Source organism: Actinokineospora sp. (assembly GCF_052390155.1).
Lineage (GTDB): Bacteria > Actinomycetota > Actinomycetes > Mycobacteriales > Pseudonocardiaceae > Actinokineospora.
This window is the reverse complement of the sequence record NZ_JBQTHF010000042.1, coordinates 46,140-66,334: the sequence shown is the minus strand read 5'-3', so window position 1 is coordinate 66,334 and position 20,195 is coordinate 46,140. Positions and strand designations below refer to the sequence as shown.

General features: G+C 70.2%; 19 protein-coding genes and 1 pseudogene. 4 read left to right on the top strand and 16 right to left on the bottom strand.

Annotated features, from left to right (window positions below):
• The 3 genes and pseudogenes from ACT4N7_RS15970 to ACT4N7_RS15960 all read right to left on the bottom strand — a co-directional run.
• Positions 1 to 280 (bottom strand): annotated as a pseudogene (locus ACT4N7_RS15970) (transposase); the annotation flags it as partial.
• Between the two features lie 107 nt (positions 281 to 387).
• Positions 388 to 1,299 (bottom strand): alpha/beta hydrolase, encoded by a 912-nt coding sequence (locus tag ACT4N7_RS15965; protein WP_444829514.1) that lies wholly within the window; start codon positions 1,297 to 1,299, stop codon positions 388 to 390.
• A gap of 321 nt (positions 1,300 to 1,620) precedes the next feature.
• A complete protein-coding gene (locus tag ACT4N7_RS15960; protein WP_444829513.1) occupies positions 1,621 to 2,835 on the bottom strand; it encodes a cytochrome P450 family protein in 1,215 nt (404 codons plus the stop codon).
• Positions 2,836 to 2,921: 86 nt separating this feature from the next.
• Here ACT4N7_RS15960 and ACT4N7_RS15955 point away from each other — a divergent pair, with 86 nt between their 5' ends.
• A complete protein-coding gene (locus tag ACT4N7_RS15955; protein ID WP_444829512.1) occupies positions 2,922 to 3,773 on the top strand; it encodes an acyl-CoA thioesterase in 852 nt (283 codons plus the stop codon).
• Between the two features lie 73 nt (positions 3,774 to 3,846).
• On the opposite strand, the gene ACT4N7_RS15950 is transcribed toward ACT4N7_RS15955, so the two are convergent.
• A complete protein-coding gene (locus tag ACT4N7_RS15950; RefSeq protein WP_444829511.1) occupies positions 3,847 to 4,668 on the bottom strand; it encodes an SAM-dependent methyltransferase in 822 nt (273 codons plus the stop codon).
• Between the two features lie 226 nt (positions 4,669 to 4,894).
• On the opposite strand from ACT4N7_RS15950, the gene ACT4N7_RS15945 reads away from it, so the two are divergent.
• From ACT4N7_RS15945 to ACT4N7_RS15935, 3 genes are read left to right on the top strand one after another with little or no spacing between them, the layout of a single operon-like run.
• Positions 4,895 to 5,911: a methyltransferase gene (locus tag ACT4N7_RS15945; RefSeq protein WP_444829510.1), complete on the top strand. Its 1,017-nt coding sequence runs from the start codon at positions 4,895 to 4,897 to the stop codon at positions 5,909 to 5,911.
• A gap of 10 nt (positions 5,912 to 5,921) precedes the next feature.
• Entirely contained in the window at positions 5,922 to 6,863 is a 942-nt protein-coding gene (locus tag ACT4N7_RS15940) for an alpha/beta hydrolase (protein ID WP_444829509.1), read from the top strand.
• The gene (locus ACT4N7_RS15935; protein ID WP_444829508.1) at positions 6,863 to 8,182 is read left to right on the top strand and encodes an aminotransferase-like domain-containing protein; all 1,320 of its coding nucleotides are present in this window, start codon (positions 6,863 to 6,865) and stop codon (positions 8,180 to 8,182) included. The genes ACT4N7_RS15940 and ACT4N7_RS15935 overlap by 1 nt, the downstream gene beginning before the upstream one ends.
• 44 nt (positions 8,183 to 8,226) lie before the next feature.
• On the opposite strand, the gene ACT4N7_RS15930 is transcribed toward ACT4N7_RS15935, so the two are convergent.
• The 12 genes from ACT4N7_RS15930 to ACT4N7_RS15875 are packed head-to-tail and all read right to left on the bottom strand — an operon-like array spanning position 8,227 to position 20,085.
• Positions 8,227 to 10,224, bottom strand: coding sequence for an FAD/NAD(P)-binding protein (locus tag ACT4N7_RS15930; RefSeq protein WP_444829507.1), 1,998 nt, complete (start codon positions 10,222 to 10,224; stop codon positions 8,227 to 8,229).
• The gene (locus tag ACT4N7_RS15925) at positions 10,194 to 10,922 is read right to left on the bottom strand and encodes an SGNH/GDSL hydrolase family protein (protein WP_444829506.1); all 729 of its coding nucleotides are present in this window, start codon (positions 10,920 to 10,922) and stop codon (positions 10,194 to 10,196) included. Before ACT4N7_RS15925 ends, ACT4N7_RS15930 begins: the two co-directional genes overlap by 31 nt.
• 25 nt (positions 10,923 to 10,947) lie before the next feature.
• On the bottom strand, positions 10,948 to 11,910 hold the full coding sequence (locus ACT4N7_RS15920; RefSeq protein WP_444829505.1) for an alpha-ketoacid dehydrogenase subunit beta: 963 nt from the start codon (positions 11,908 to 11,910) through the stop codon (positions 10,948 to 10,950).
• The gene (locus ACT4N7_RS15915; RefSeq protein WP_444829504.1) at positions 11,911 to 12,885 is read right to left on the bottom strand and encodes a thiamine pyrophosphate-dependent dehydrogenase E1 component subunit alpha; all 975 of its coding nucleotides are present in this window, start codon (positions 12,883 to 12,885) and stop codon (positions 11,911 to 11,913) included.
• Positions 12,886 to 12,888: 3 nt separating this feature from the next.
• The gene (locus ACT4N7_RS15910) at positions 12,889 to 13,791 is read right to left on the bottom strand and encodes a phytanoyl-CoA dioxygenase family protein (RefSeq protein WP_444829503.1); all 903 of its coding nucleotides are present in this window, start codon (positions 13,789 to 13,791) and stop codon (positions 12,889 to 12,891) included.
• A gap of 47 nt (positions 13,792 to 13,838) precedes the next feature.
• Positions 13,839 to 14,915: a 4-hydroxyphenylpyruvate dioxygenase gene (gene hppD, locus ACT4N7_RS15905; protein ID WP_444829502.1), complete on the bottom strand. Its 1,077-nt coding sequence runs from the start codon at positions 14,913 to 14,915 to the stop codon at positions 13,839 to 13,841.
• A complete protein-coding gene (locus ACT4N7_RS15900; RefSeq protein ID WP_444829501.1) occupies positions 14,915 to 16,264 on the bottom strand; it encodes a beta-ketoacyl-[acyl-carrier-protein] synthase family protein in 1,350 nt (449 codons plus the stop codon). The genes hppD and ACT4N7_RS15900 overlap by 1 nt, the downstream gene beginning before the upstream one ends.
• A complete protein-coding gene (locus tag ACT4N7_RS15895) occupies positions 16,261 to 17,886 on the bottom strand; it encodes a class I adenylate-forming enzyme family protein (protein WP_444829500.1) in 1,626 nt (541 codons plus the stop codon). The genes ACT4N7_RS15900 and ACT4N7_RS15895 overlap by 4 nt, the downstream gene beginning before the upstream one ends.
• On the bottom strand, positions 17,852 to 18,451 hold the full coding sequence (locus tag ACT4N7_RS15890; protein WP_444829499.1) for a hypothetical protein: 600 nt from the start codon (positions 18,449 to 18,451) through the stop codon (positions 17,852 to 17,854). Before ACT4N7_RS15890 ends, ACT4N7_RS15895 begins: the two co-directional genes overlap by 35 nt.
• On the bottom strand, positions 18,448 to 19,581 hold the full coding sequence (locus ACT4N7_RS15885) for a beta-ketoacyl synthase N-terminal-like domain-containing protein (protein ID WP_444829498.1): 1,134 nt from the start codon (positions 19,579 to 19,581) through the stop codon (positions 18,448 to 18,450). Before ACT4N7_RS15885 ends, ACT4N7_RS15890 begins: the two co-directional genes overlap by 4 nt.
• Positions 19,574 to 19,816: a hypothetical protein gene (locus ACT4N7_RS15880; RefSeq protein WP_444829497.1), complete on the bottom strand. Its 243-nt coding sequence runs from the start codon at positions 19,814 to 19,816 to the stop codon at positions 19,574 to 19,576. Before ACT4N7_RS15880 ends, ACT4N7_RS15885 begins: the two co-directional genes overlap by 8 nt.
• A complete protein-coding gene (locus ACT4N7_RS15875) occupies positions 19,813 to 20,085 on the bottom strand; it encodes a phosphopantetheine-binding protein (RefSeq protein ID WP_444829496.1) in 273 nt (90 codons plus the stop codon). The genes ACT4N7_RS15880 and ACT4N7_RS15875 overlap by 4 nt, the downstream gene beginning before the upstream one ends.
• Between the last annotated feature and the right edge of the window lie 110 nt (positions 20,086 to 20,195).

The window sequence follows — 20,195 nt, the reverse complement described above, 5'->3', positions numbered from 1 at the left end:
CGGCACGGCCCTTGTTCTTGCGGTTGCGGATCTGGTCGGTCTTTTCCGGGATGGTGCACCGGATACCACGGCCACGCAGGTAGGACCGGTTGGCGCGGGATCCGTAGGCCTTGTCGGCCAGCACTCGGTCCGGTCGGGTGCGGGGGCGGCCACCGGCCGCGCGGGCGACCCGGATGCGGCCCAGCACTACCTGGAACTGGGGCGAGTCCCCGCGCTGCCCGGCGGTGAGCACCAGCGACAGCGGTTTCTGATCCTGCTCGGTGGCCAGATGCAGCGTTGATCAACGACACGCCGAGACCAGCGCATCACTGCCGATATTGACCGGTCAGGACTTCGAGACACTGCCTAGAGCAAAGGTAGCCCGCACGTGTGGGACCGGTCCCAGACCTACGAATCGGCCGTGTTGGCGAGGAACTTCTCGATCTCGACCATGGTCTGGTCGAAGGCCGACCACCAGGGGGCGAAGTGTGTCGCCGCCAGCCGGACGATGGCGGCGTTCGGGCGGTCCGCGGCCAACCGGTCCAACTCGGCGTCCAGCACCGCGGGCCAGACTGTCTCAGTACACCGGATCAGCAAGGTCGCGCCCGCGCAGTCGCGGAAGGGCTGCAGGATGTTGCGCGACGCGGAGGAACTCCAGTCGTCCAGCCAGTCCTCGGCGAGTTGCCGGGTGGGGTGGCGGCGGAAGGTGCCGTCCGGGCGGGTGACGAAGTACCGCTCGACGACCGCGTCGAGGTTCGCCGCCGCGTAGCCGACCATGGTCATGATCTGGCTGGTGACCTGCGCCTGCGACTCCTTCCACGCGAGGTCGCCCTCCTCGGGCAGCGGCACGAACGCGAAGAGCCGCGCGCGGGCCTGGTCGGCGAACTCGGCGACGGCCGCGGCGTCCTCGGCCGTCCCCTCGCCGGTCATGCCCGGGCCGAACCCGTCGATGCTGACCACGCGCGCGCCGGGGTGGCGGGCGCCGTAGTGGCCCGCGATCACACCGCCGAGCGAGTGGCCCACGACGTCGACCTCGCCCAGGTCGAGCTCCGCCGCGATCGCCTCGACGTCGCCGACGCAGTCCGGGTAGCGGAACCGGTCGGCCTCGCCGGACTGGCCGTTGAACCGGACGTCGATCGACACCACGCGGTGGCTCGCGCCGAGCCGCCGGGCGAAATGGTCCATCGCCTCGATGTTGCCGCCGATCCCGTGCAGCAGCACCAAACCCCGGCCAGGGCCGCCGTAGTCGCGGTACGCGATCGGCACCCCGCCCGCCCCGGTGACGAACCCGTCGACCGGCGCCTGCACCTCGTCACCCATTGCCAACACCTCTCAGTCGGACTAGTACTACAGCCGCACCCTGCGGCGTGTCGTCGCGAACGCACCGAAATTGAACGCCAAAGACGACGATGTACACCGCTATCGCCGCAGGTCAGAACCATCAGCTACAGACCGATCTGAACGGGTGCGGCTGTAGTACTAGTGCGGCGACCACAAACGTTCACCGCGTTCGACAGGCCCACGACGCGCCTGACGGCACCGCCGAAAAGACCAAGTACGTCCAGTACGAGCGTCTTTCCCGCGCCACCGCCAGCCACGCCGTGAACCAGCCGACCACGGCAAACGCTCGTGGCCACCGCACTAGCGGGCCACACCGGCCGGTTGCGGGGAAAGCGCGGGCGTCGGCGTGAAAGTCACCAGCACTCCGGCGGCGACCCTGGTGCGCAGCGACGGCTGCCACCGCACGTCCGCCGCCGCAATGGCCAGCCGCAGATCCGGCAGGCGCCGCAGCAGGGTGCCGATGGCGATCTCGCCTTCCATTCGGGCGAGCGACGCGCCGAGGCAGAAATGGATTCCGTGGCCGTATCCGACGTGCGCGTTGGCGGTCCGGTGGATATCCAGGTCGGCGTCGCCGAATCGGCTCTCGTCGCGGTTGGCCGCGGCCAGGGCCAGCAGTACCGTGTCGCCCGCCGGAATCGTGACGCCGCCGATCTCCACGTCCTCGATCGGGAACCGTCGAATGGCCAGCAGCGACGGCCCGTCGAACCGGGCGAATTCCTCGACGGCCTTGGGCAGCAGCGACGGGTCGGCCAGCAGATCCGCCCATTGGTCCGGCTTGGCCATCAGCGCGACGACCGCATTGCCGATGAGTCCGACCGTCGTCTCGTATCCGGCCGCGAAAATGAGGAACACCAGCGAGGTGAGTTCGTTGTCGGACAGCCGGTCGCCCTTGTCCCGAATGGCGATCAGGTCGGTCAGCAGGTCGTCGCCGGGATTGCGCTGCTTGTCCGCGACCAGTTCGACCAGGAACCGGATGATGTCGGTCATCGCCTGGCGTGCCTCGTCCACGGTGGCCGCGCCCGCCTCGGCCATGAGCAGTGTGCTCAGCCAGCCGCGGAACGCCGCGTGATGGGTGTCCGGGATGCCGAGCAGCTCACCGATCACGGTCAGCGGCAGTGGCGCCGCGAGCGCCTCGCTCAGGTCGGCCGACCCGGTCTCGCAGATGGCGTCGATCAGCTCGTCGGCGATCTCCTGGATGCGGCCCCGCATGGCCTCCATGCGCCGCGGCGTGAACGCCTTGGTGACCAGTCCGCGCAGCCGCGTGTGGTCCGGCGGGTCCATGTTCATCAGATTGGCGTTCAATTGTGGCGGAAACACGAAGCCGGGCCAACTTCGAGCGTGCTCATTATTCACCGATAATCTCTGGTCGGACAGTGCCCGGTGCACATCGGCGTAGCGGGTGACAACCCAGACCAGCGCGCCATTGGGCATCTCGACCTGCCGAACCGGGCCCGCGGCCCGCAGCTCGGCGAAGAAGCCGTGCGGATCTTCGAGGTAATTTCGGTCAAATCGCATTGCCACATGCTACGGACGACTCCAGGTGCCGCCAAGCACGTGCGATCCGCTGGACAGCGCCATTCACCGCCGGTCATACTTCGTGGGTGAATGACTTCGCAGTGGACACCGAAATCGTCGGCGCCGACGGTCGATACGTGGCCCAGTTGTCACCCGCGTGGGCCTTTTGGGGCCCCAGCGGCGGCCACGTGGCCACGATGGCGCTGCGGGCGGCGGCCGCGCACAGCGGACTCCCCCGGCCCGCTTCGCTGACCGTGCACTTCCTGTCGACAGCCGGCTTCGGCGAGATCGAACTGTCGGTGCGCACGCTGCGCCCGGGCCAGCGTGCCCAGTCGGTGCAGGTGTCCATCACCCAGGACGGCAAGCCGATCGCGGAGGCGCTGGCCTGGCTGACCGCCGAGGGCATCGACGGCATCGGCCACGACGTGGCCGCGATGCCCGCGGTGCCGAGCCCGGACACCCTGCCCCCGCTGGAGGAGCGGCTGGCCGACTGCGTCGCGCCGCCGCCGTTCATCAAGGTCGCCGGGTTCCTGGAGAACGTCGAGTGGCGCCCGATCGAGTGGTACGACAACTGGCTGACCCGCCCCCCGGGCGCGCCGCACTGGCACGGCTGGTACCGCTACCGCACCCCGCTGAGCTACCACGACCCGCTCGTCGAGTCGGCCCGCACACTGATCCCGCTCGACGTGATGGGCTGGGCGGCGGCACAGTCCGCGCACGCGGCCGACGTCGGCTTCATCGCGCCGTCCCTCGACCTCAACGTGCAGTTCCACCGCACCGACGCGGACTCGGAGTGGCTGTACGCGGCGGGCACGTCGCACATCGCGGCGGACGGCCTGGTCGCCTTCCGCTCCGACCTGTGGTCGCAGAGCGGGCAACTGCTCTCCTCGGGTTCGGGCACCGGCCTGTGCCGCAAACTGCCCACCGCGCGCGAGTAGGCACCTGCTTCAGCCCGAAGTACGCGAAAGGTGGCCTTCCAGAATTTCTGGAAGGCCACCTTTTTCAGCGTTTCTAGTCGGCGGCGCGCTCGGCCACCAGCAGCAGGTAACCCATCTGCACGAGTCCGCCGAAGGTCTTGTTCCACGTGTCCATCGGCGTGCTGACCGTACCCACCGGCGCCTGTCCTTGGAGCAGTTCGAGGAATTTGCCAAGAGAGTACTTGGTGCGGTCGCTGACATCGATGATCTCCCGAAACTCCAAACCGGCCTCGGCCAGCAGTCGCGGGTAATCGGCGAAATCGGCGAGTGAGGTGATCGACCAGGAGTCGAAGATCCGGTCGAGCGCGGCGCGGCCCTCAGTGGTGTCCGGGGTGTCGCCGAAGACGTCGGTGAGCACGAGCCTGCCGCCGGGCTTGAGCACCGTGGCGACGTTGCGCAGCACCTGCAACCGGTCGGGCATGTGGAAGATCGACTCCAGCGCCCACACCGCGTCGAACGACTCGGCGGCGAACGGCAGGTCCATCGCGTTGGCCCGCTGGAAGGCGACCCGGTCGGCGAGTCCGCTGCTCCTGGCCAGCTCGTTGGCCTCGTCCACATCGCCCTGGCTGATCGAGACGCCGACGATCTCCACGTCCACCGCGTCCGCCAGCCGGATCGCGGGCTTGCCGCGCCCGCAGCCCAGGTCGAGCACGCGCTGGCCGGGCTTGGCCTCGATCTTCTCGATCATGTGGTCGGTGAGCCGCTCGGCGGCCTGCGGGAACGGGGTGTCGTCGTCCGGGCCGTGGAAATACCCGTAGTGGATATTGCCGCCCATCAGCTTGGCCAGCGCACCCCCCTTCGCGTCGTAGAATTTGCCCACATCTTCCGGTGTTGGCTTGACACGCGGCGAGTTCATGCGTTCTCCCTGGTGGGGTTTTTATCGAGAGAGGTGACCGTCGAGTCGGCGACATTGTCACGGTACCGGGCCGGGCGCGGACCATGTCAAGATGAGCGATTCACCACTTCGCCGCAGGGGCCGACTCTCATGCCGATTCCGCCGCCGATTCCTTGACTTCGACAGCGCGCACGCTGTTCCATCAATGGTAATCACCAAATACCGGGAGGGCCACGCCATGGCCGAAGTGAGCAATCCAGGGACCGCCCAGCGCAGCGTGCTGCTCGGCATCCTGACGAGCACCTGGATCGCGCAGTCCTGCTCCGCCGTGGCCCGACTCGGCGTGCCCGACCTGCTGGCCGCCGGGCCGCGCACCGTCGCCGACCTCGCCGCCGCGGCGGGCGCCGACGAACGCGCGCTCTACCGGGTGCTGCGGGCGCTGGCCGCGGCGGGCCTGTTCACCGAGTCGGCCGGGCAGACTTTCGCGCTGCGCCGCGGCGGTGAACTGCTGCGGTCGGACGTGCCGGGCTCGGTGCGGGCGAACGCGCTGATCTACGGCGACGAGGTGATCCGGTCGTTCGCCGAGATCACGCACACCCTGCGCACCGGGCAGCCCGCGTTCGACAAGGTGCACGGCAAGTCGTTCTACGACTACCTCGACGAGCACCCCGAGATCGACCAGGTCTTCACCGCGGCCCAGGGCGTGCTGGCGATGCCGCCCGCGCTGGCCGAGTGCGACCTCGCCGACGTGGCCACCCTGGTCGACATCGGCGGCGGCGAGGGCGCGCTGCTGGCCGAGATCCTGGCCGGTCACCCGCGGCTGCGCGGTGTGCTCGTCGAACGCGCGGAAGTGCTCTGCCAGGCCAAAGTACGGCTCGCGGACGTGGGCGACCGGGTGGAGTTGGTCGAGGGCGACTTCTTCGAGTCCGCGCCCGGCGGCGGCGACGCGTACGTGCTGTGCCGGGTGCTGCACAACTGGACCGACGAGAAGGCCGCGCGGATTCTGCGGACCACCCGCGCGGCCATGCCGCCGACGAGTCGGCTGATCGTGTTGGAGGACACCGTGTCCGACGGCGAGCCGACGCGGGAGTCCAAGTCGGCCACGCTGGTCGACCTGCTCATGCTCGTGATGATGGAGGGCTACGACCGCACTGTCGCGCAGTACCGGGCGCTGCTGGCCGAGGCAGGCTTCGACGTGCTCGCCGTGCACCACTCGCCCTCGCGCGCCACCGAGGTGGCGATCGAGGCCCGCCCGCTGCCCTAAGGAAACCGCCATGCCACTGGACCCACAGGCGCTCGCATTGCGCACCAGGAACGAGACCGCGGGCGCGACACCGCTCTACGAGATGACCGTCGAGGACGCGCGCCGCGCCGACCTCGCGGCGATCCGCGCGAACGCCGCGACCCCCGAACCCGTCGCCGAGGTGGTCGACACCGAGATCCCCGGCCCCGGCGGGCCGCTGCCCCTGCGCATCTACCGGCCGGCGGGAGCGGGCCCGTTTCCCGTGCTGCTCTACCTTTTCGGCGGCGGGTGGACCCTCGGCTGCCTCGACACCGCGGACGGGATCTGCCGCGACCTGACCAACGCGGCAGGCTGCATCACCGTGTCGGTGGAGTACCGGCTGGCGCCGGAGCACAAGTTCCCCGCCGCCGTCGACGACAGCTATCACGCGCTGACCTGGATCGCCGAGCACGCGACGGAATTCAGCGGTGACCCGACCCGGCTGGCAGTCGGCGGTGACAGCGCGGGCGGCAACCTCGCCGCCGCGATCACCCTGCTGGCAAGGGATCGCGGCGGGCCCGCGCTGTCCTTTCAGTTGCTCGCCTACCCGAACACCGACTACCTGGCCGACACCCCGTCGCGGCGGGAGAACACCGACCGCTACCTGTTCAACTCCCGTTCCGTCGCCTGGTACTGGGACAACTACCTGGCGTGCCCCGAGGACGGCGCGAACCCGCTGGCGTCGCCGCTGCGGGCGGGCAGCCACAGTGGACTGCCGCCCGCGCTGGTGATCACCGCGGAGTACGACCCGCTGCGCGACGAGGGCGAGCAGTACGCGCGCAAGCTGGTCGAGGCCGGGGTGCCGGTCACGGTCACTCAGTACGAGGGCATGGTGCACGGCTTCTTCGCGATGACTCGAACCCTGGCCGCGGGCAAGCGGGCGATGACCCAGGCCGCGGACCTGCTCCGCGCCGCGCTGAACGGACGGTTGTGATGTCGATCAGCCTCGACCAGGCCGAGTTGCACGGGTCGCTGTCGGACCCGTTGCTGGCCACGATGAACTTCCTCAACGAGGTGACGTCGCGGTTCCCCGAGGCCATCTCGTTCGCGCCCGGCAGGCCGTACGAGGGCCTGTTCGAGCCGGACCTCATCACGACGTACCTGGCGGCCTACACCGCCTACCTGGAAACCGATCTCGGCTACACGCCCGCGCAGGTGCGCACCAACCTGTTCCAGTACGGCCGGACCAACGGGCACATCCACGACCTGATCGCGCGGACGCTGGCCAACGACGAGGGCTTGGCTGTCTCGCCGGCGAGCATCGTGGTCACGGTCGGTTGTCAAGAGGGCATGCTGCTGGTGCTGCGGGCGCTGTTCAGCGGCCCGGACGACGTCCTGCTGGTCAGTTCCCCGTGCTACGTCGGCATCACCGGCGCGGCCCGGCTGCTCGACATCGAGATTGTCGAGGTCCCGGAAGGCAAGCGCGGCGTCGAGCCGGCGGCGCTCGCCCGCGCGGCGCGGCTGGTGCGTGCGGCGGGCAAACGGCCTCGGGCGTTCTACGTCGTCCCGGACTTCGCCAACCCGACCGGGGCGTGCCTGGCGACCGAGGACCGGCGCGCCCTGATCGAGGCGGCGGCCGACGCGGAACTGCTTGTCCTGGAAGACAATCCGTACGGGTTCTTCAGCCGGGACGGTACCTCGCTGCCGACGATGAAGTCTCTCGACCAGGACCGCCGGGTGATCTACCTGGGCTCGTTCGCGAAGACCTGCCTGCCCGGCGCACGTGTCGGCTACGTCATCGCGGACCAGGAAGTGGTCCTTCCCAACGGTTCCCGGGTGCTGCTGGCCGACGAACTGTCGAAGATCAAGAGCTTCACCACGGTCAACACCTCGGCGCTGAGCCAGGCGCTGATCGGGGGCCTGCTGGTGGCGAACGGCTGTCGGCTGCGCGAGGCCAACGAGTCCGCCATTCGGTTCTACGCCAACAACCTCACGGTGCTGCTGGACGAGCTGGAGCGGCGGTTCCCGGCGGACCGCCGCGCCGAACTCGGCGTCCGGTGGAACAAGCCGGACGGCGGGTTCTTCCTGGTGCTGGACGTGGATTTCACCGCGGACAACGCCGCGCTGGAGCGCTCGGCGACCGAGTACGGGGTGCTGTGGACCCCGATGAGCTACTTCCACCTCGAACCGGGCGGCCGCACGCAGATCCGGGTCTCGGTGAGCTACCTGAACCCGGACCAGGTCATCGAGGGTGTCCGGCGCCTCGCCGCGTTCATCGCGGCGGAGTCCGCGATCTCCGCCAAAGCGGCCTGAACACGAAGAAGAGGGGGAGCCGGGGCTCCCCCTCTTCTTCGTGTTCAGGCGGCGTCGTAGCGGACCGCGCCGACTTCCGCGATCCCGTGCAGCGCGGTCGAGACGAGCAGGCCCGCCCGCGCGATGGCGTCGGCGTCGCCCAGGATCACCGAGTTCACCCCCGGCCGGATGCCCGCCGCGGTCAGCCAGTGCACCGTCTCGGTCGGCACGCCGAACGCGAACCGGCGCGGGTGCGGGCCGCGTACCTGTTGGACCAGCCGGTACGGCCGCGGCGTGACGGCCAGACCACCTGTCTCGTAATAGGTTCCGTCCGCGTTGGGAATGCGGTTCGTCCTGGCCTCGCCGCCCGCGAGCAGGTTGCGGATGAGCGGATCGGTGGTGCGGCGGATGTCCATCTCCTGCAGCCGAGCCTCGATCAGCACCCGGGCACTCGTCCCGCCGTCGGGCACGAGAGCCGACCGGACCAGGAAACCCGCGCCGTCCGGCCGACACTCCACCGTCATCCCCGGGCCCACCACCTGCAGCACGCCGCTCTCGATCAGCGCGACCATCTGCTCGACCCGCTGCACGGGCGGCCCGATGGAGAGGAAGGCGTTGAGCGGCATGTACCACCGCTCCAGTTCGTCCCGATAGGAGTCACCGGACAGCCCGCCGTGGTCGACCACGAGCCGGATCTCGTTGCGCAGGTCGCGAAGGACGTCCAGCGCCGCCTTCAGCGCGCTGCGCACGTTGCCCCGCCTGGCTTCCTGCACGTCGTTGCGCAGGTACGCGACCAGCCACGACGTGAACTCCGGCGCGGTGCGAAAAGTCTCGTGCCTGCACGGGTTCGCCACGATCGTCCAGTCCCAGCGCTGGTCGACCGGGACGCCGAACCGGTCCAGCAGCGCGCTTTCCGCCGCGGACACCGTCGAGACCAGCGGTATGGCGCCCGCGACCCGGCCGAGGTCCAGCGCCCGGAACTCGCGCAGGAACTCCGCCGCCGTGCAGGTGCACTCCCGCTCGCCGACGAGGGTCGCGTAGTAGACCGCGCGCACCTCGGCGTCGATCACCCACCACAGATCGGCCGCGAAGCTCACCGGCTCGCCCCGCTCGGCCTTGCACCGCATGTCCGCGATGACAGCGGGGGTGAGGAAGTACGGCAGATGCCTGCCGTAGACGCCTTTCTGGTTCTCCCCGCGCGCGTGGTACGGGATGCCCCGCCGCGATCCGGCGATCAGCTTCGGTTCCCGGCCGGAGCGGCGATAGGTGAGCCTGCCGTCCGCGCCCCGCTGGAACCGCCCGCCCCGCCCGAGGGTGAGCATCGCCATGTGGTCGAAGAAGTTCAGCCCGAGGCCGCGCAGGATCACCGGTTCGTCGGGCGCGAGGAAATCCAGGTCCACATCGGCCGGGTTGCTGGGCGGGACGTAGTGCAGGTGGTTCACCGCCGCGAAGTCGGCGAGGGCCTGTTTCCCTTTGCTGAGCGCGATTCCGACATGCCCCTGGGCAAGCACGACGGCGTGCACCTCGGTGATCCGCCTGCCGTCGGCGAGTGCCACGATCTGCGTGCCGTCCTCGGCGTCGAGGACGTCGACCGCGTCCAGCGCGTGGGTCTCGATGGTCACGTTCGGCGCGGTGGTGCGGATGATGTGCCGCAGCGTCCAGCCGAGATAGTGTCCGTAGAAGGCCCGTGAGGGATAGGAGTTCGGTCCCAGGTCGGCGGCCTCCCGCCGAATGCCCTCGGGCAGGTCGTTGAACGGGTCGAGCAGGGTCACGAACCGGGCCCACTCGTACAGGCTCGGCCCGGCCACCACCGGACCCGCGCACTCGACGCTGTCGTCGAGGAACATGGTGACCTGCGCGGACACCGTGTTCATCAGGAACTCTTGGTCCTGGTCGGCCCGCCACACCCGACCGCCTTGGTGCACATAGGGATCTACGAGGTGTATCCGCACTGTCCGGTGTGCCGGAACGCATTCGGCGACATTCGCGCAGAGGCGTTCCAGCACCGACAGCCCTCGCGGACCCGCACCGATCACGCAGACCTGGATTGTCTCGCTCGACATGTTTCCCCGTGGATTTCGTCCAGCCGCGCGCCGAGCCGCCGGATGCATTCCGCGGCGGCTATCGCGTGGCTCCGTCTGGTGCCGTGTCGTCCATCACTGCCGTACAGGTCGGGATTCTTCGCGGCCGGGTGCCGGGTGAGGCTCACGTGGATGCCACCGTACCGAGTGGACAGTGCGGCTGTCCGGTCGGCGAGCTGCCCCAACCGCAGGTGCAGCATCGCCCGCAGCTTGTCCGGCACATAGGGCGAGTACGAGCCGTCGAACAAGCCCACCGTGACCACATCGCACGACTGCTCGCGCAACGTTTGGATGATCGCCTCGATCTCCGCGCCCACCGCATCGTCGTCGTAGGTCCGCTGCAACACGTCGAAGCCGCCGCAGGCCACCAGTACCAGGTCCGGTCCGAACGCGACAGCGTCCGCGAGCTGGTGCGCGCGGACCTCGGCGGCGGTGAGATTTCGCTTGCCCAGATTGAGATGGGCGAGGTCCGGCCGCTCGGCGGCGAGCGCGTCGGCGATCCGGTCGGTCCACGAGTTGTCTCGATATCCCGGAACCGCCTCGCCGAGCCCTTCGGCCACACTGTCCCCGACGACGACGAAGCGCCGCCAGGGATGCCCGCGCAGGCACGCCGCGGCCTCGCCCGGCCGCAGGCAGTACGGGTCGGCGGCTTCCCGGTCCACCGACTGCTGACTCACCATGTCGAACCTCTCCTCGTCGATGGCCCTACTTCATGACGGCGGTGATCGCGTAGGCCAGATCCTCCTGACTCGGCTGGATCGACTGGTCCAGCTCCAGCGCGAACGGCAGCACGGCACCGTCCGGCCGGGTGACCCGCTTCGGCGGCGCGACCAGCGCCATCTCCTCCGCCGCCGTCGCCACGATCTCGGCGGCGACGCCGCAGGACCGGTTCCCGTCGTCCAGGACCACGAGCCGACCGGTCCGGCCGACGGACTCCGCGAGGCCCGCCCAGTCGAACGGGTAGACCGTCCTCGGGTCGAAAACCTCGACGGAGTACCGGTCCGCGAGTTGCTCGGCCACGGCCAAAGCGTCCTGCACGAGGTGTCCTATCGCGACAACCGTGACGTCCGAGCCGGACCGGTGGATCCGCCCCTCGCCGAACGGGATCGCGGCGACCTCGGCGGGCACGTCCTCCCGGGTCCGCAGCAGGGCGGCGGGCGCGAACAGGACCACCGGGTCGTCGTCACGGATCGCGGTGCGCAGCAACCCGATCGCGTCCGTCGGCGTGGCGGGGATGACGGTCTTGACCCCGATGTGCGCGAACAGACTGTGCGGCTGGTCGGAGTGCTGTCCGGCCCACCCGGCGCGGGATCCCGCGCCGGGCAGCACATACGTGACCGGGACCTTGGTCTGCCCACCGGACATCAGCGAGAACTTGTGCGCGTGGTTGGCGATCTGCTCGAAGGCGAGGAACAGCAGCGACGGGATCTGGAACTCGACGACCGGCCGGTACCCGGACATCGCAGCACCCGTGGCGAAACTGGTGAACGCCTGTTCCGACAACGGGGTGTCCAGCACCCGCTCCGGCCCGAACTTCTTCACCAGGCCCCTGGTGAGACCGGTGAGCGCGGCCCGGATGTCCTCGCCCAGCACGCACACCGTCGGGTCGTCGGCCATCTCCGCGGTCAACGCCTTGTTCAACGCCTGGATATAGGTCAATCGTGGCATCTAGCTGACCCCCGCTCTCGGTCGCAGGCCGGACGCGTAGAGGTGGTCCAGCGCGTCCACCGGATGCGGGCGCGGGCTGGACCTTGCGAACTCGACGGCGTCGGTGATGATCGTGTCGATCTCCGCGTCGATGTCGTCCCGGCGAGCCGCGTCGAGCCGATTTCCCTGGATCACCAAAGGATCGCGTGTGCGCCAGCTCGCGATCTCCGCCTCGGTGCGGTAATCGACGCGCAGCGCCCGCTCCACCGTGTGGTGGCACTCGAAGCGGTAGGTGAGGCACTCCAGGAACGTCGGCCCGCCGCCCGCCGCGGCACGGGCCACGGCGGTCGCCGCCGCCGCGCGCACCTCGGCGACGTCCATCCCGTCGACCACCGCGGCCGGGATGCCGAAGGCCGCCGCGCGGCCCACGGCGGTGCCCGCGACGCCGTCCCTGGTCGGCATCGTGGTGGCGTATCCGTTGTTCTCACAGACGAACAGCACGGGCAGCCGCCACAATGCCGCCAGGTTCAGGGCTTCGAGCAGCACCCCCTGGTTCAGCGCGCCGTCGCCGAAGAAGGAGACGGCCACCTGGTCGCGGCCGGACTGCCGCGCCGCCCACGCCGCGCCCGCGATGATCGCCGCGTTCGCGCCGACGATCGCGTTCGCCCCGAGAATCCCTTTGCTGACATCGGCGGCGTGCATCGAGCCGCCGCGCCCGCGGTTCAGCCCGGTGGTCCGCCCGAACAGTTCGGCCATCATCCGCGCCGGGTCGGCGCCCTTGGCCAGGACGTGGCCGTGGCCGCGGTGGGTGCTCGCGATCACGTCGTCCGCCCGCAGCGCGGCGCACACCCCGACAGCCACGGCCTCCTCCCCGATGTAGGGGTGGATGCCGCCGACGATCTCGCCGGTCGCCACCAGGTCGAGCGCGCGCTCCTCGAACACCCGGATCAGGCGCATCGCCTGGTACAGCGCGGAATCACTCTCGGTCGGCGCCATGGCTCAGCTCCACAACACGGGGCAGTACTCGGGGTCGGCGTAGTCGGGTCCGCCCTGCGGGGCCGTGCGGACCAGGTTGTCGTGGTTGTACTCGACCACCGTGCCGTCCGACCGCCGGTACGGCCGGTACTGGTTGGCCCCGTCCTGCAGGTGCAGCGAGATCGCGCGGCGCGGCTGGTCGCTGCGGTTGGGGCCACTGCCGTGGTAGGTGCGGCAGTGGTGGAAACTGATGTGCCCCTTGGGAATCGTGACCGGGATCTTCCGCACCGTCGCCTGGTTGTGCGCGGCGTTGTCTTCCAGCAGGGCTTCCAGCTCGCCGTTGTCCCGGTTCGCGAAGTGTCGGGTCGTGCTGTCGCCGCCGCCGATCTCCCGCCAGCGGTGGCTCCCGTCGACCATCGTGATGGTGCCCATTTCCTCGGTGCAGTCGGTGAACGGGATGAACGCCGTCAGCATCCGGTCCGAGGTGCAGGTCTGCCAGTAGTGCTTGTCGAAGTGCCAGGGCACCACGTTCGTCGGCTCGGTCGCCACCGGTGCCTTGAGGATCATCGTCGACTGGAACACCCGGATCTCGTCCGCCTGGGCCAGCCGCGCCGCGGTGGCGCCGATGATCGGCTTGCGCAGGATGCGCGCGATGACGTCGCTCTCGTAGTGGATGTAGTCGTTGTGCCGCATGGCATGCCCGTCCGCGGGCGTCCAGTACGCCAGGTTGGCCGGGTGCGCGGGCAGGGTGCGGTCGCGGTGTCCCGCGTAGAACCGGTCGCTCGCCGCCACCAGGTCGTCTACCTCGTCGTCGGTCAGCAACTTCTTCGACAGGTACCAGCCGTGTTCGGCGTAGGACTGCACGTCGGCTGCCGACGGCAGTAAGTCGGACTCCGCTCTGGACAACACGAAGTCGGTGGTCGACATGCTGCTGGTCGACATAGTGGGTGCCTCTCGGTTCATCGGGTCGGTGATCAGGCCGCTTGCCGGGCGTTGTCCTGGTCGCGTTCGACGGCCTCGTAGAGCGCGCGGACGTTGCCGCTGCCGAAGGTCAGCGCGCCGTGCCGCTCGATCAGCTCGAAGAACAGCGTGTGCCGCACGTGCATGGGCTTGGTGAAGATCTGGAACATCTGACCGGCGTGGTCCCGGTCGGCGAGGACGTTGTGCTCGCGCAGGATCGACAGCGCGATGTCCGGGCGACCGAGCCGCTGCTCCAGTCCGTCGTAGTAACTCGCCGGTGTGGTGAGGAAGTCGACCCCCCAGCGCCCCAGGGTGGCGACCGCCGAGGCGATGTCGTCGGTCTCGAACGCGATGTGCTGCACGCCCGCGCCGCCGTTGCGGCGCAGGAAGTCGTCGATCTGGCCGGGACGCAGCGCGGCGTCCGGCTCGATCAGCGTGAACGTCGCCTTGCCGGAAGGGCTGCGCACCACGGCGGAGTCCATCGCCTGGTCGCCGACCTCGATGCGCTCGGCGAACACCTGCTCGAACTCGAAGACATCCTGGTAGAACCGGGTTGTCGGGCCGAGCGTGCCCGCGGGCAGACACACGGCGAAGTGGTCGATCTCGCGCAGCAGGTCGTCGCCCGCGTCCGGGTCGGGCCCGATGACGTCGATCAGGCCGGGCAGGAAGTTCTCCGGCCGCGTGTGCCGCTCGACCAGCCGGTGGTGCACGTCGCCGAACCCGGACACCGTCGCCAGAACGACCCGCTCGCCCTCGTGCTCGTGCACCACCGGCGGCGCGATGCCCGCGGCGCCGCGCTCGACCGCTTCGGCGTACGCCGTGGCCACATCGTCGGTGCCGAAGGCGATCGCGGCCACCCCGTCGCCGTGCCTGCTGACGAACTCGGTGGCCGGGTGGCCGGGCGCGAGGCCCGAGGTGAGCAGGATGCGGATGCCGCCCTGGCTCAACAGCACCGAACGCTGGCCGACCAAGCCCGTTTCCGGTCCGCCCTGACCGAAAACGCGGAACCCGAAGGCGGTGCACAGATAGAACGCGGCCTGCTGCGCGTCACCCACGTAGAACTCGACATGGTCGACAGTGCCTATCTTCATCACAGTGCTCCTCTGAACTTGCTGTGTCCGTTGCGCGAGAATCGGGTGTCGACCACCTGGGTCTGTGCTTCGGCCGTCGTGCGTTCCCGCTCGGTCCTGGTCTGGGACCGGCCGAACAGCAGGCTGATGTTGTGTCCGCCGAAGCCGAACGAGTTGGACATGGCGATCGAGACGTCGGCGCGGCGCGCCTTGTCCCGGATGTGGTTCAGATCGCAGGCCGGGTCTGGATCCGTGAGGTTGTGCGTCGGCGGCAGTTCGCCCGCCGCGATGGCGATCGCGGTCGCCGCGGCCTCGATCGCGCCCGCGCCGCCGAGCATGTGCCCGGTGACCGACTTGGTCGAACTCACCGCGGGCGCGTGGGCGCCGAACACGGTGTGGATCGCCCTGGTCTCCGCGACATCGCCCAGTTTGGTGCTTGTGCCGTGCGCGTTGATGTAGTCGACGTGCCGCGGCGCGATGCCCGCGTCCATCAGCGCGCGGCGCATGCACTCCGCCGCCCCCTCGCCGTCCGGGCGCGGCGTCGTCGGGTGGTGCGCGTCGGTGGACCCGCCCCAGCCGATGAGGTCGGCGTAGCCGATGACACCGCGCGCGTTGGCGTGCTCGCGCCGTTCCACCACCAGGATTCCCGCGCCCTCGGCGAGCACGAAACCGTTGCGGCGCCGGTCGAACGGTCTGCTGGCCGCGGCCGGGTCGTCGTCCCAACCGGTGGCCAGTGCCCTGGCGTTGGCGAATCCCAACGCGACAGTCGGGTGCAGCGGCGCGTCCGATCCGCCGCACACCACCACATCGGCCTCACCGGCCCGGATGATCCGCAGCGCCTCGGCCACCGCCTGCGCGCCCGCCGCGCACGCCGTCGCGATCGACGAGCTGACCCCGCGGATGCCGTGCGCGATGGCGATCCGCGCCGCCGCCATGTTGGGCAGCATGCCGGGCAGGTAGTACGGGCTGATCGCGGCCCGCCCCCGGTCGTGCCGCGCGAGGGCTTGGCGCTCATAGGTTTCCAGGCCCGCGCCGCCGGTCGAGACGACGACCGCGACGCGCCGCGCGTCGACGTCCTGGCCGACGACCAGCTTGGCGTCGATCAGCGCGTCGCTCGCCGCGGACATCGCCAGCAGCACGTACCGGTCGACGTGCAACCCGTCGCGCGGCGAGACGAACTCGGCCGCCTCGATGGGCCGCGCGATCCCGGCAACCTCCACAGTGGACGCGACGGGATGGTTCCTCGGTGGCCGCCGCAGCCCGGAACGGCCGGTGCACAGCGCGTCGAAGAACTCGGAGACCCCGTCGCCCAGCGGTGTGGTCAGACCGATGCCGGTGACCACGGCATGGGGTCGACTGGCCCCGCTCACGGTGTCCCCGCAGCCGTCAGCTCGGCGTGCCGCTCGCGCAGCGCGACCTTGCGGACCTTGCCGGTCGGACCGGTCGGGATGTCGCCCGCGGGCACCACGGTGACCCGCCGCACGGCGGCCGCGGCGGCCTCGCCGAGGGCGGAAAGCACCGCCTGGGTGCGATCCAGCTCGGGGTCGGCGTCCGGGGCGAGCCGCAGCAGCACGTCCACGACCGCCTTGCCGTCGGTCTGGAACGCGATCACCGTGCAGTCGGCGATGTCGGCGATGGCCGTCAACACGCGTTCCTCGGACATCGCGGTGTAGAGCCGCTTGCCGTCGCCGAGGTCGACGGCGTCGGTGGCGCGGTCGAGGTGGTAGTAGAACCCTTCCTCGTCGCGGAAAACCAGGTCGCCGGGCAGGAAGTAGCCCGCGAGCTTGGACCGGTAGGTGCTCACCGAGTCGTTCCAGTACCCGGGCGTGATCGACTCGGCCTGCACGCCGAGGAGTCCGACCTCTCCGGGCGGCAGCTCATCGCCGTCCGGGCCGAGCACGGCTACTTTCGCGTGCACGTGCGGCTTTCCGATGCAGCGGCCGTACCGGGTGGTGCCGGGTCCGTGGGTGATGAAGAACGGCGACTGCCCGAGCTCCGAGGTGCCCAGTCCGTCGATGAGCCGGGACCCCGGCTTGCGCACCACGCCTTGCGCGGTGGCGACGGCGTGGTTGCCGACCCCGATGAGCTTGCGGATGTGCGCCTCGTGCGCGCAGTCGCCGGTGTTCCACCACAGGCCGACCGAGTCCAGGTCGCGAGTGGACAGATCGATGTTCGCCATGTCCGCCCACGTCGCCGCGAACCCGAAGACGCCGGACGGGCGCCAGTGCTCGATCGCGTCCAGCACCGCCGCGCCACTCTGCTTGCTCAGTGGGAAGAACTCGGCCTGGTTGCACAGGGCCAGGTTGACCGCGATCAGGGTGGCGGCGTGTGCGGCGGGCAGCGCGCTCAGCATCCGGTCGACCCCCTGGGCGCGCGGGAGGCGCAACCGGTTGCGGTTGGCCGCGAACAGGGTCGCGTGCGTGTGCAGCACGGCCTTGGGAATGCCGGTGGTGCCGGAGGAGTGCGTCAGGGAGACCGGGTCGTCGCGGTGGTGACGGTACGGCGTGGTGCCCAGCGCCGGGTCGCCGCCGCCCAGTTCCGCGGTGTCGCCGAGCAGATCGGTGCCCGGGTCGTGCGCGACGAGAAGCGGTCGGTGCGCCTCGTCGGTCAGCACGCCGGTCGCCCGCAGCCTGCTGATGTACGTCGCGGCCGTGGCGCCGTCGAGGTTTCCGTTGACCAGCGCGGCGATGGCGCCGATCCGGGTCAGCGCGAGGAAGCCGAGCACCATGTCGGCCGCGACCGACGAGTACACCGCGACCACGTCGCGCGGGCCGATCCCGTGTGCCCGCAGCCAGCCCGCCCGGGCCGCGACGCAGCGCTCCAGTTCGGCCAGGCTGAGCGATTCCCCGGCCCGGTGACCGTCCACATCGGAGTCGAAGGTCAGCGTCGGGGTGTCGCGGCCGCTGCCGTAGCCGACCAGCGTGCTGAGCACGTTCCCGGTGCCCAGCGCCGGGTCGTCAGCGAGTCGTGCGCGAAGATTCCTGCCACTCATTGTCGTCTCCCTTGAGGTACTCGCTGTCGAACCGGGTGACCAGGACCGCGACCGTCTCGTCGTCCCCAGGCCCGGACCCGGACCCAGTCCCGGACCCGGCGAGGACGAGCAGGGCGTGCGCGGCGTCGCCGTCGTCGAAGAGCAGCGCGGCGAGGTCGAACATGTCGTCCAGGGCGTCCGCGGTCGGGCTGGTGCACACCAGCGGGCCTGCCAGCCCCCACTTCGCCGCGATGTGACCGGCGACCGAGTTGGGCACCGATTGGTAGAACAGCAGTGCGGACACCCGTGAGCCGTTGTCGACGGCCTTGGCGACGGCGGCTGCCGTGGCCACATCACCGTCCACACTGGACACCACGACCGCGGTTCGACCACCATGGGCCGGGTCGGCCGGGGGGTCCCCGAAGTACGTGCGCAGGCACCGGTCGGCGACCGCGGCGACCAGCGGGCTGAACGTGGACACCACGAACCCCGGAATCGGTGTCGGTGCCTCGGTTTCCGGCCACCTCGCCGCGGCGAGCAGCGTCAGCCCGGCGGTACCCGCGCGGTCGGTCAGGTCGCCGATCATGCCGCACCGACCAACAGCGCGGTGTTGGCGCCGCCGAACGCCGAGTTCAGGCTGAGCGCGTACCGCGTCGGGGTTTCCCGGTTCGGTTCGCGCACCAGGTTGAGCGGGCAGTCCTCGTCCGGCCCGAGAAATCCGGCGTTGACGGGCAGCCGCCGCTCGCGCACGGCGAGCACGGTGGCCACCAGTTCGAGCAACGCCGAGGCCTCCAACGCGTGCCCGTGCACCGACTTCGTGGAGCTGACCGGCACCTCGGTGGCCCGGTCGCCGAACGCGCGGCGCAGCGCCGCCGACTCGGCCGCGTCGGCCATGACCGACCCCGCGCCGTTCGCGTTGATATAGCCGATATCCGCGGGCGTCAGCCCGGCGCGGTCGAGGGCCGCGCGGATGGCCCTGGCCAGCCCGACGCCGTCCGGTCGCGGCCTGCACACGTGGTGGGCGTCGCCCGCCCGGCCCCAGCCGACCAGTTCGGCCACCGCTCGCGCGCCCCGATTCCGTTGCGCCGCAGCCGATTCGACCACCACGGCGACCACCGCGTCGCCGAGCAGCAGCCCCCGGCGACCCGCGCTGAACGGGCGGACCCTGCCGTCGTCGGCGAGCGCGCCGCCCGCGTCGAACAGGGCGAAGTAGTCGGCGTCCACCAGGTAGCCCGCCGCGACGACCACCCGCTCGGCCCGACCGGACCCGACCATCGTCGCGGCGTCGGCGACCGCCGAACTCGCCGCGACGCACCCGGCGGTATACGCGCGCGGTGCCCGGCGCAGGCCCGCGCCCGCCGCCACCGCCGCGGCGAGCGCGCCCGCACCCTGGTACGCCGCCGACCGGACCCCGCTCGGCTCGGCGTGCGCGGCCAACAGCAGCGGACAGTCCGCGCGCTCGGCCGGGGTCAGCCCGGCCCGCTCGCCCGCGTCCGCGATCACCAGGGCCAGTTCCTCGACCAGGCTCGTGACCAGCGGATTCTCCGCGGCCACGGTGGCCCGTCGGCGGCTGACGTCGAACCGGGTCACCGATCCGAACGCCGGAACCCCCTCGAACACGGCGGCCGCCAGCGGCTCGGTCCCTCGTCCGCACGCGGACAGGACGGCGAGGCCGCTGATGACCACCGGCGAGGCGGTTCCGGCTGACTCAGCCATCGCCGCCCGCCAGCAGTTCGGCGAGGACGGACACCGCGGCGGACACCGTGGTGATCCGGTCCACCTGCTCGTCGCTGAAGTCCAACTCCACGGTGTAGCGCTGCTCGACCTGGTGGATGAGCCACGCCCGCTCCAGCGAGCCGATGTGCTCCTCGACGTCCGCCGCCTGCCGGGACCCGTAGGTCGAGAGCATGTCCACCACGTCGTCTCGGCCGGGCGGGACGATCACGCTCACGTGCCGGACCCCGACGCCTCGGTGAGCGCCACCCGGGAGTCGATCTCGGCGACGAACTCGTCGAGCGTCATGGTGACCACGCGCTCCATGTCGTCGTCGTAGAACTTCACGCCGATGGCGTCCTCGATCCGAACGGCCAACTCCGCGACGGTCAGCGATTCCAGGTCCATCCCGGACGGCCCGAGCTGCATGTCGCCGTCGACGTCCTCGACGTCGTAGTTCATTTCTTTCAGCACATCCAGCACCAGCTCTTGCACCTGCTCGCTCATATCCCGTTTCCCTTCGTGCGGACAAGCGCCTGCCGCGCTCGCAGAGGTGATTTCCGACCAGGACCAAAAGCGGTCTACAACCAATTGTGCGGGTCGACCCGAGCGGCCGC